9 protein-coding genes are annotated in these 10709 nt (G+C 66.5%); 5 read left to right on the forward strand and 4 right to left on the reverse strand.

Features of this window, described 5'->3' with window-relative positions:
* Positions 1-80 precede the first annotated feature (80 nt).
* Positions 81-1223, reverse strand: a complete 1143-nt coding sequence (locus tag ACYPYD_RS02235; RefSeq protein WP_069708434.1) for an FAS1-like dehydratase domain-containing protein — start codon at positions 1221-1223, stop codon at positions 81-83.
* 21 nt (positions 1224-1244) lie between these two features.
* Positions 1245-2831, reverse strand: coding sequence for an acyl-CoA synthetase (locus ACYPYD_RS02240; protein ID WP_459661901.1), 1587 nt, complete (start codon positions 2829-2831; stop codon positions 1245-1247).
* Positions 2832-2958: 127 nt separating this feature from the next.
* On the opposite strand from ACYPYD_RS02240, the gene ACYPYD_RS02245 reads away from it, so the two are divergent.
* From ACYPYD_RS02245 to ACYPYD_RS02260, 4 genes are all read left to right on the forward strand, one after another.
* On the forward strand, positions 2959-3726 hold the full coding sequence (locus ACYPYD_RS02245; protein ID WP_459661902.1) for an IclR family transcriptional regulator: 768 nt from the start codon (positions 2959-2961) through the stop codon (positions 3724-3726).
* A 225-nt stretch (positions 3727-3951) separates the two neighbouring features.
* Positions 3952-4629, forward strand: coding sequence for a hypothetical protein (locus ACYPYD_RS02250; protein WP_459661903.1), 678 nt, complete (start codon positions 3952-3954; stop codon positions 4627-4629).
* Between the two features lie 303 nt (positions 4630-4932).
* Positions 4933-6582 carry a mechanosensitive ion channel family protein gene (locus ACYPYD_RS02255; RefSeq protein WP_069708437.1) on the forward strand — a complete coding sequence of 550 codons (1650 nt, stop codon included), beginning with the start codon at positions 4933-4935 and terminating at the stop codon, positions 6580-6582.
* A gap of 209 nt (positions 6583-6791) precedes the next feature.
* A complete protein-coding gene (locus ACYPYD_RS02260) occupies positions 6792-7124 on the forward strand; it encodes a hypothetical protein (protein ID WP_156799856.1) in 333 nt (110 codons plus the stop codon).
* 130 nt (positions 7125-7254) lie between these two features.
* Here ACYPYD_RS02260 and ACYPYD_RS02265 read toward each other — a convergent pair whose 3' ends face one another.
* Complete coding sequence (locus ACYPYD_RS02265; RefSeq protein WP_008831926.1) at positions 7255-7953, reverse strand: flagellar hook assembly protein FlgD; 699 nt, start codon at positions 7951-7953, stop codon at positions 7255-7257.
* Between the two features lie 12 nt (positions 7954-7965).
* Complete coding sequence (locus tag ACYPYD_RS02270) at positions 7966-9354, reverse strand: flagellar hook-length control protein FliK (RefSeq protein ID WP_459661904.1); 1389 nt, start codon at positions 9352-9354, stop codon at positions 7966-7968.
* Between the two features lie 145 nt (positions 9355-9499).
* Here ACYPYD_RS02270 and ACYPYD_RS02275 point away from each other — a divergent pair, with 145 nt between their 5' ends.
* A complete protein-coding gene (locus tag ACYPYD_RS02275) occupies positions 9500-10627 on the forward strand; it encodes a Fic family protein (protein ID WP_459661905.1) in 1128 nt (375 codons plus the stop codon).
* Positions 10628-10709 lie beyond the last annotated feature (82 nt).

Below are 10709 nucleotides of genomic sequence, written 5' to 3' on the forward strand. Positions count from 1 at the left end.
TCCAGTTCCGCCGGCGTTTCGCCTTCGCGGGATGTCCGCCGCCGAGACTAGGCCCGGCGGCGGACAAGATCACCCCTGCATCACGCCTTGGAGGGCAATTCCGCCACGGCGGTGCCGAAGGCCGACAGTTCGCCGCGGTGGGTCGTCGCCTTCTGCGCCACTTCGACGTACTTCTTGCCGTTCTCCTCGAACTTGCGGGTCACTTCGCCGGTGATGACCATCGCGTCGCCGTCCGGGTTGTGGCGGCGAATCTGGCAGCTCGACTTGTGCAGGAAGCCGTCGTCGCCGATCCAGTCGGTCATGTGGTGGGTCAGCCACGAGCAGCGCTCCGGGCCGTAGTCGTAGGCGCCCGGCGCCCCGACCTCGAGCGCGAAGGCTTCGTCCCAGTGTACGCGCTCGGGGCAGTCGGGCACGTTGAAGCGGTTGCGGATGCCGAGGCCGGGATGCGCCTTCTGCATCTTGTAGGCCAGCTTGTTGGCGCGGATGTAGAGGCCGCCCCAGCCTTGTGCGTAGCAGATGAAGCCGGTGACGGTCATCGGGCCCTTCATCATCGGCGGCAGCTTGTCGCCGACATTCACGTCCTCGAAGTAGCGGGGCACCGCGCCGCGCTGCTCTTCCTGGTCGTAGATCTCGTAGAACTCGTCGAGCTGTTCCTGGGTGAAGGGCTCCACGCGGCCGCGCGCCTCGGTGTACTTGGTGCCGCGCTCGCGCGCCTCGTCACGGTCGGTGCGGAACACCCAGCTGTCCGCGCCCGCGACGTGGTCGCCGTGCTGGTTGTAGAAGTCGACGTGGTAGATCTGCTGGAACGAGCGGCCCGCGAACTTGGTCTGGTGCTCGACCAGATCCTTCAGGTACGCCTCGACCCTGATGGTATCGTTGCGCAGCACCGGCTTGTGCCAGGTCCAGTCGGCCCCCGCCCACATCGCGTGGACACCCGAGAGACCACCGCAATAGCCCGAGATGATACGGCTGGTGGTGAAGAGAAACGAAGGCAGCGCGACGAGCGAGCCGTACTTGGTCTTCGCGGCGTATTCCGGGTCGCACCACAACGGATTGTCGTCGCCGATGCCGTGGGCATAGTGGCGGATGGCGTCGCGGGTGGCCTCGTAGTTCCATGGCTCGACGGTGTTCTCGATCTTTACGCCGATGCGCTGGCGCAGGTCGTCGAGCCCCTCCTCGGTGATCTTGGGGAACTTGTTCTTCGGTTCTGCTGTGGTGGCCATTTCTCTGCTCTCCTGGATGTCTCAGCCGACCGCTTCGGCGTCTTTCGCGGCTTCACGGTCGCGCAGCATCTTGCGGTGGACCTTGCCTGCGGGGTTCTTGGGAAGCTCGTCGACGAACTCGACGAGACGCGGAAATTCATGCTGGGCGAGGCGTTCGCGGGTGAAGTCCTGAAGCTCGCGCACAAAGGCGTCGTCGGCGGCGCGGTTCGAGACGACGAAGGCCTTCACCACCTGCCCGCGCTGCTCGTCGGGCACGCCGATCACGCCGCATTCGAGGACGTCGTCGTGGCGCAGCATGGTGTTCTCGATCTCGACTGCGCTCATCGTCCAGCCGGCCGAAATGATGACGTCGTCGGCGCGGCCGCAATGGTAGAAATAGCCGTCCGCGTCGGTCTTCGCGCGGTCCTTGGTGGTCATCCAGGTGCCGGCTCGCCACAGCATCAGCTCGCCGATCTCACCGGGATCGCAGACCGAGCCGTCCGGGCGCTGGACTTCCAGCCGCTGCCCCGGCACCGCCTTGCCGAGCGCGCCGGGCTTGACCGGGAAGTCTTCCGCGCCGGGGTAGTTCACCAGCACCACGCCGATCTCGGTGGTGCCGTACATCGAGCAGGCCGGCACCTTGAACCACTGGTCGATCCACTCCAGCGTCGCCGGATCGATCGGCTCTCCGGTGAACGACAGCTTGTCGAAGCGGAACGTGAAGTCCGCCGCCCGGCCGCTGTTCTTCATCATGCGGTAGTGCGTCGCGGCCGCCGACATGTTGGTGATACCAAAGTCGTCCAGTGCTCGCATCAGCCGCACCGGGTCGAAGCGGCCGGCGAACGTCCCCGTCGTCACCCCCAGCGCCAGCGGGGCGAGTGTTCCGTGCCACAGGCCATGCCCCCAAGCCGGGCTCGAGGGACAGAAGAATGCGTCCCCGGGCCGGATGCCGGTGCCGTAGAGCGCGGCGAACATCAGCGTCACCAGCGTGCGGTGCGAGTGCTTCACCGCCTCGGGCAATTCGCGCGTCGTACCGCTGGTGTACTGGAACACGGCCATGTCATTGGCGCGTGTTCTGGGCTCGTAGCTGGTTGGAAGATCCCCAAGCGAGGCGAGAAAAGCCTCGTCCGCCACGATCACCTTTGGCTTGCCGTCTACCGCGACCGAGCGTGCAAGCTCCGCTTTTTCGGCATTCGTGACCAGAATCTCGGGCTCGCAGTCGCCGATGCGCAAACGCAGCGCGTCGGGCCCGAACAGGGTGAACAGCGGAACCGAGATCGCCCCGGTCTGCATCGCCCCGAACAGGCACACGTAGAAGGGGAGCGAGGGCTCGAGCATGAAGGCGATCCGCTCACCGGGCCGCACGCCTCGCGCATCGAGCCAGTGCGCGAACTGCGCCGCGCCCTTCGCGATCGTGTCGAAGCTCAGGACTTCGTCCGCGCCATCGGCATGGGCGATCCGCACCGCGTCGCGCTCCGAACCGTCGGCATGGCGGGTCACGCATTCATGCGCGATGTTGAAGTACTCTCGGTCGCCGTCGAACAACTCCCACAGCGCCGCCGACGAAGCATGGGCCTGTGCATCAGCATAGCGCGTGTAGTCGGTCAGCCCTGAAATCATTTTGGCCATCAACCGTCCTGTCCCCTGGCTCATTTCCGCCGGGTCGAATCGCCGCGACGAAGGTTGTCCTTGTGTTCAGCACTGCTGCCACAACGGCCTTGTTTTTGTAAATATTGAATGTTATTCTATATATTGAATGAAAAGCGGTATTGATACAGCTAAGACCAGCAAGGCCCCAGCCATCGCCCGGGCGGCAGCGGTGCTGCGCCTGCTGGGCAAGCATGGTGCGCCTCTCGGCGTTCAGGCGATCGCCCGTGAACTCGGCCTCGTACCCAGCACGTGTCTGTATGTGCTGCGCGCCCTGGTGACAGAGGATCTGGTGGCCTTCGATGCCGACACCAAACGCTATTCTCTCGATGCCGGCGTGCTGACACTGGCTCGTGCCTGGTTGCGCAAGGATCAGTTCAACGACCTTGCCCAGCCCGCTCTGGACCGCATCGCCCGCGAGTTCGGTACGACAGCCATGGGGGTCCAGGTCTTCGGCCTGGACCACATCATCGTCACAGCGATGTCGCAATCGGGCCAGAACTTCCAGCTCTCGACGCAAGTCGGCAGCCGTTTCCCGGCGTTAGTGTCAGCAACCGGACGATGCATCGCCGCTTTCGGAGGGTACCCGCAAAGCGAACTGAAACCGCGATTTGATCAGCTGCGCTGGGACGAGCCACCAAGCTGGGAAGACTGGCTTGCGCAGGTAGACGACGCGCGCGTTTCAGGTGTCGCGTTGGATGCAGGGCACTACCTGTCAGGGGTGACGGTGGTAGCCGCGCCTGTATGGAAGGGGGGCAGACCCAGCCATGCGCTTGTGGCGATAGGGATCGGCGCAGCCTTACGCAACGAACTGCCGCGGCTGAAGGAGGTCCTCAAGGCTGCGGCCAGCGCGCTCAGCGGGCAGATCGCAGCCTAAGCAGCAGCAGCCTAGTCAGCAATTGAGCCAGCCGGCCCGCGTGTTGTCACCGCTGACCTCGCGAATCGGCAGGGATCGGTGGTGACCTTGGCCCTCGACCGATATCGGCTGCCTCCGACTTGCGAAAACGCACAGGGCGCACTCGACCACAAAGGGTTCACGTAAGAAATCACGAAGGGACATCTGTACCTTGACGCCTGGAGCGACAGATGTTCGAACCTGCTCGTGACTGACGATTCCCCCAATTCCGCCGCCAAGTCCCCTCCGCCAATAACCAGGGCAGAGGCCCGCGCGGATGAAGCGGCGGCTATCCGCCGCCGCTGGATTACGCTGGGCGAAGTACTTACGGTGATCGCGGTCACCATCTCCGGCTTGACCTTGTGGAACAGCTGGAGCCAGCGCAGCGAGACTGAAGCCGGAAAGAACGCCGATGCCCGGCGCGCTTCCACCAAGGCGGCGATGCTCACTCTTGTGGCAGCCCGGACGAATGAGGACGAACTGGTCCTGAAGCCCGCATCGCCCGAGCAATCGGTTCAGAGCCAGAGTATCGCCTTTCCCAGCGCACTCGCTCTTGCTGCCGCGGAAACCACGGGAGAACCTAGGATTGAGGCGCGATGGTTTGAAAACGCGCTCAAGAAGGCCCGCAGCCGAGCCAGACTGCCTGACAGCAGCCGCGGTGACGAGAAGCTGCCAGTCCTCGTCACTACCCATTTCCTGGCTGACGGCAAACTCCGTGAGGAGTTGGCGATCTACGACATCGGTTACAGCATCGCGGGTCGCTGGCTGGGCGGCCACAGCATCACGCTGCGCGGCGTCTCACTGGTGGCCCGCACCCGCAAGTCTGCAGGAAAGAGCCTGCTCGATGCACGCTGGAAAGCGGTTCTGGCACAAGCAGCAATCTGAAACACAGGGATTTTTTCCGACCTTGCACTCGTTGCCAGCGCATGAGGTGCCTGCGGCGCGGCGCTGTGGGGGTATATCCGTTTCTGATGCATGCCTGACGGCTCGCGTAATGAGGCTGCCAATCCTCGCGCGTTGGCAGCCCAGTCCTCCCGTCTTGCGACTGTCGCATTCCACCGGCATTGCGAGGGCATAAGCACGGGTTGCCGCGCGTGAGGCTCTCGTCTGCGCATATTCGCTGGAAATGCGCGGAGCTTTCGCGTCTGGAGCGCCCGCTCACACCGAGCTTCAGGAGACCGTTTCCCAATGTTGCGCAAACTGGCCCGGCTTTGGGCGTTATTCCTTCTCGCCCTGATCGCCTCGCAGGCCCAGGCGCAGCTGCTGCCGACGCCCAAGGCCGAGGAATCCAAGACGACAGGGACGGACGCGGCCACAGCCACTCCGGCACCCGCCGCCGCGCCCCCGACCGATCCGTTAGGGCGCGAGACGCCGCGCGATGCCGTGTCGGGGCTGCTCGCGGCGTTGGCAGAGCGAGACTATCCTTTGGCCGCCAACTATTTCGAGGCCCGCTCCAACGGGGAGCAACTCGCGAAGGAGATGCAGGCGGTGCTCGACGCGGGCGGATCGCTGTTGCCGTTCGGGGCGCTGTCGAACGATCCGGCGGGCGTCCTCGACGACGGGCTCAAGCCCGCGCAGGAGCGCGTAGGCGACCTTGGCGATGCGGCCAAGACACCGATCCTGCTGACGCACGGCACCAACCGCTCCGGCGCGCGAATCTGGCGCATCGCCCGCGAGACGAGCGCGGCCGCCCATACGCTGCAACCTAAAACGAAGCAGGCCGTGGATGCCGGGCCGGAGATCGCCGGCGCTTCGCTGGAGGACTGGGTGCGCCTGCTGGGTATCGCCGCGCTGGTGTTTCTCGGCTTCCAGCTGGTCAACGCAGGGCTGCTCTTCACGATGGGGCGAATCATCGCCGACAAGGAGAACAGCCGCGTCTACCGCCTGACCCAGGCGGCGATGCCGCCGCTCAGCCTGTTCTTCGCCACCGTGGTCTTCACCTTCTGGGCCGGGTCGATGCCGGTCTCGATCGTCGCGCGGCAACTGCTGCTGCGCTATATCGGAATCTTCGCCTGGGTGGCGCTGGCCTGGTTCCTGTTCCGCATGGTCGATTCCGTCTCGGCCCTGCTGATCAGCCGCATGGCCGGGCAGGAGCGGCGGCAGGCGGTTTCGGTCGTCACGCTGATCCGGCGCGCGGCCAAGATCCTGCTGCTGTTCATCGCCATGGTCGCGGTGCTCGATACCTTCGGGATCGACGTGACGACGGGCGTGGCGGCGCTGGGCATCGGCGGCATCGCGCTGGCGCTGGGTGCACAGAAGACGGTCGAGAACCTCGTCGGCTCGGTCACCCTGATCGCCGACAAGCCGGTGCAGGTGGGCGACTTCTGCAAGGTCGGCGACGTCACCGGCACGGTCGAGGACATCGGCATCCGCTCCACCCGCATCCGCACGCTGGAGCGCACCGTCGTCACCATCCCCAATGGCGATTTCTCCTCGCGCCAGATCGAGAACTACGCGCAGCGCGACCGCTTTCTGTTCAATCCGACGATCGGGGTGGAATACGGCATCGGCTCGGCCAAGCTGCTGGAGGCGGTGGAGCTGATCGAGGAAGTCCTGAACGCGCACGACCGGATCATCAAGCCCGGCGCCCGCGCGCGGTTCAAGGCCTTCGGCGCCAGTTCGCTGGACATCGAGGTATTCTCGTACATCGAGGCGGCTACCTTCGACGAGAGCCTGGTGATCCGGCAGGACCTGCTGCTGCTGATCTTTGCCGCGCTGGAGCAGGCCGAGGTCGGCATCGCCTTCCCCACCAGCACCGTCCACCTCACCCCGCACAAGGCGCCGACGACGCGGCCCGCCTCGCTCGACATCGATCCCGCGCCGCAGCGGGGAGCGTGAATCTCCACCCTGCGGAGCAAGCCGGACGGAGGATTTATCAACGCCTTATTGCCGAGGCGCGGCTTTTAAGATCGATTGCATAGTATAGTGTCGGAGATTGCGGGTCACTGGTGAATATTGCGTTTACCATCGGCAAGCAGGGGCGACCTTACTTCTCGGGTCAGGGGCAGCGGGCCGAAGCAATTCGGTGCGGTACTTTGAGAGCGCGGATGGCGGATAATTCAAGTTGGGGCCTGGGTGACGGCAGCACCCGGACTTCCGCGGCGCAGCAGGAATACTGGTTTTCGCTCAGGCTCCGGGTCGATGCACCCGCGCAGCTATGGCAGGCGGCCGCCTTGCGCTGCCTCAGCCAGTCCGACCTGACGCAGGACGAGGTCGAGGACCTGATCGGCCCGATCGAGGACCCCTCTATCGCCGACTGTCTGATGATGCTCGCCTTGCCCGAGCGCATTCCCGGCTGCACTCGGCTCGACACTACCCTGCAGCAGAGCGCGGCGGGAGAGCCTGCAGCCGTGCGCGAACGCAGCGACGCGATGGATTGAGATAGTCCTCCCTGTCACGAAGCGATGGGGAGGGGGACCGCCGACACAGTCGGTGGCGGAGGGGGAAGAACCCCTCCGTCAGCCCTGCGGGCTGCCACCTCCCCATTCCTGCGGAACAGGGAGGATGCCCTCACTCCTTCGTCGAGGTCGAAGGCGCCGTCAGCGCCACCAGCCCCGTCGCGGACAGGCGGATGCCGTTGACACCCAGCATGATGCTGGTCCCGTCGGTCACCACGTCGTCCACCACGCCCACCGAGTTGATCGTGGTCGGCAATGTCGATCCGTTCGCGGCCTGCGCGTTGATCGAAAGGGTATAGGCGCCCGCCGCGGCCTTGGTGCCGTCGGTCTGAGTGCCGTCCCACTTGTAGGTGCCCTGGGTCTCGCTGGGGTCGAGGGTAACGGTGGCCACGGTGCCGCCCAGCGCGTCCTTGATCGTCGCGGTGACGGTGGAGGGAGTGCCGTCGACATAGTAGGTCCACTTGGCGGGATTGTCGCCCAGCCCCGCCACCGCGCTGTCGAAGCGCGCCTCGCGGCCGATGTAGCTCGATGCCTGCGCCATCTGCTGCGACAGGAGCTGGCCGAGGATGTCGTCGAGCTTGCCGGTCTGCTGGATCGACTGTTCCACCTGCGAATACTGCACCAGCTGTTGCGTGTACTCCGAGGTGTTCATCGGATCGAGCGGGTCCTGGTTCGTCATCTGCGTGGTCAGCAGCTTGAGGAACAGGTTGTAGTCGGCCAGCAGGCTGGTCGAGGCGGCGGCGGTCTTGCTGGTGGTGCCGGAAGTGCCCGAGGAGGCGGAGGCGGAGGCAGTGTCGGTAACGGTCGTCATTGTCGTGCTGCCTTATGCCATGAGATCGAGATTGCCGCTGCCGCGCAGCGACCGCAGGATGGGGGCGGCCTCTTCCTGCGCGCCGGTGAACTCGGCGGCCGCGCCTTGCGGACGGGTGGACGGGCGATGCTGGCCCGTCCCGTTGCCGAAGCCGCCGCCGCCGTTGGCCGAAGTGTCGAAGCGCAGCGACTGGGCATCGGCGCGTACGCCCGCATCGCTGAGCGCACGGTCGAGGTGAGTGCTCTCGCGGCGCAGCAGGTCGAGCGCGGCGGGCTGGTCGGCGGAGACCACGGCGCGCAGGGTGCCGTCCTCGTCGAAGCCCATGCGCACGTCGATACGGCCCATCTCGCGCGGGTCGAGGCGGATCAGCAGCGCGTCGCGCAGGCCGTCCGGCCCGCCATCGAGAGCCCGCGCGATGGCGACGCCGACGTCCGCGCCTAAGCGGCCCTCACGCACGGTCACGCTGGCCTCGGCGGCTGCCGGGCGCGCGGTGTCGTAAGGGAGCGCGGCCGGATGGCGCGTGGTCGCGGCGTCCAGCGTCTGGGTGAACAGCGGGGCGGAGACGCGAGCCTCGGACACGGGCGTCGCGGTGTCCTCAGCGGCTTGCGGCGCGGCGTGGGCGACGGGCGCGGCGGGACGCGGCCCTTCGGGTTGGGGCGCGGCGGTTGTCGGCGCCGGGTCGGCGGGCGTCGTCGGAGCGGGGGCCATCGCCGCGATGACGGGCGTTCCGGGCGCCGGGGCAGAGGCAGAGGCAGAGGCAGAGGCAGAGGACGGCGCCGGACTGGCCGTCGCGGTGGTCTTGCGCTTTGCCGGACGGGCCGCGTCGATGGCGGCCTCCGGCTGCGCAGCCTCTTCGGCCTGCGTCGCCTCGGCCAGTGTGACCGGCGCGAGAGTTTCCGGGTCTGCGAGGCCCGGTTCGGCGGCCACCACCATGACCTCTGCGGGAGTGGTCGCGGGTGCCTGCGCCTTGAAGGTATCCACCGCCGTCTCGGATGTCGGGTCTGCCGGTGACGATGCGATCGGAAGCGGCGGCGTCGCCACCGGAGTTGACGCGGTCGCAGGAATGGCTGGTGCCTCGGTCCCGGCGCGCGGCGGAACCGGCTCGGCGGGAGCGACGGGTGTTTCGGTCGCCGCCGGGGGGGCAGGTGTGACGACCGGCTCGGCCGGGACCTGCTGCGTCGCGACAGTCACCGCCGCGACTTGCGGCGCGATCCGGCCGGAAAGCGGGAGGGCCTGCTCCGCGACCGGCGGCCCCTCGCCCGCCTGCGCAGCTTCGTCGATCTTCGCCCCGGCACTCGCCCCCACGCTTTCAAGCGCGGCGAGGAAAGCGCCGGTTTCCGCATGCCCGACGCTCGGCACAGGCGTGCCCGGAGCGGCAAGGGTCGGGAAGAAAGTCGTCACGGGAACGGGCATCGGTTCATCATAGGACGCTCGCGCACCGGACGGTCGCGGGTGCGATCTTATGCGCGGGGCTGATCGATGAGTGGCCCTTCAATAAATCAAAATAATGCCATATAATGATCGATAGAAAGGTATCCCATCGATCATGCGCTGGAACTGGCAGCTTCCCGACTGGCCCGACTTCACCTTCGACCCGGCGTCCCTGAGCGCGGTCGAGGCGCGGTTCCTCAAGGGATCGGGCGTCGTCGTCGGGGCCATGCATCACCTCGACGGCGAGGCCCGTCAAGGCGTCGTGATCGAACTGATCGCGCAGGAGATGGTGGAAAGCTCCGCCATCGAGGGCGAAGTGCTGGACCGCGCCAGCGTCCAGTCGTCGATCGCGCGGCAACTCGGCTTCGTCGCCGACCGGCGCCGCTCCAGCCCGGCCGAGGCGGGCGCGGCCGAGTTGATGGCCGACCTCTACCGCCGCTATGCCGACCCGCTGGACGACGCGGTGCTGTTCGACTGGCACCGGATGCTGATGAACGGCCGCCGCGATCTGGCTGAGATCGGCGGCTATCGCACCCATGCCGATCCGATGCAGATCGTCTCGGGCGCCCTGCACGCGCCGCGCGTCCACTTCGAGGCGCCGCCGTCGGACCGCGTGCCCGCAGAGATGGCGCGCTTCATCGCCTGGTTCAACGCGAGCGGGCCGAAAGGGGGCACGCCGCTGCCCGCCATCACCCGCGCAGCCGTCGCGCACTTGTGGTTCGAGACGATCCATCCGTTCGAGGATGGCAACGGCCGCCTCGGCCGCGCGATCGCGGAAAAGGCACTGGCGCAGAGCCTGGAGGCACCGACGCTGAGCGCGCTTGCCGCCACCATCAACTGGCGCCGAAAAGCCTATTACGCGGAGCTGCAGCGCGCCAGCCAGAGCAACCGGATCGATGCGTGGATGGACTGGTTTGCCGATACCGTGCTGGAAGCGCAAGGCCGCACGATCGCCAGCATCCGCTTCCTGATCGAGAAAACCCGTCTGCTCGACCGCCTGAAGGGCGCGATCAACCCGCGTCAGGAAAAGGCGCTGATCCGCATGATGGCCGAGGGGCCGGACGGTTTCGCGGGGGGCCTGAGCGCGCACAACTATCGCACGATCACCGACGCCGCCTCCGCCACCGCGACGCGCGATCTGGCCGAGCTGGTCGAACTGGGCGCGCTGGAGCGGGTGGGGGAGCGGCGCTATGCGCGCTATCATCTGAAGATTGCGAGCGGCGACGGCGATGGAGGAGTGTGATCGGATCAATCACTCCACCCTCGTCATTGCGAGCGCAGCGAAGCAATCCAGGGCGGCTTGAGACTGCCCTGGATTGCTTCGC

Source organism: Novosphingobium sp. 11B (assembly GCF_054589055.1).

Bases quoted from the DNA above. Each gene is read 5' to 3' on its own strand.
- ACYPYD_RS02245 (WP_459661902.1), top strand. From the start codon at position 2,959: ATGAAAAGCGGTATTGATACAGCTAAGACCAGCAAGGCCCCAGCCATC.
- ACYPYD_RS02240 (WP_459661901.1), bottom strand. From the start codon at position 2,831: ATGGCCAAAATGATTTCAGGGCTGACCGACTACACGCGCTATGCTGAT.
- ACYPYD_RS02265 (WP_008831926.1), bottom strand. From the start codon at position 7,953: ATGACGACCGTTACCGACACTGCCTCCGCCTCCGCCTCCTCGGGCACT.
- ACYPYD_RS02255 (WP_069708437.1), top strand. From the start codon at position 4,933: ATGTTGCGCAAACTGGCCCGGCTTTGGGCGTTATTCCTTCTCGCCCTG.
- ACYPYD_RS02260 (WP_156799856.1), top strand. From the start codon at position 6,792: ATGGCGGATAATTCAAGTTGGGGCCTGGGTGACGGCAGCACCCGGACT.
- ACYPYD_RS02235 (WP_069708434.1), bottom strand. From the start codon at position 1,223: ATGGCCACCACAGCAGAACCGAAGAACAAGTTCCCCAAGATCACCGAG.
- ACYPYD_RS02275 (WP_459661905.1), top strand. From the start codon at position 9,500: ATGCGCTGGAACTGGCAGCTTCCCGACTGGCCCGACTTCACCTTCGAC.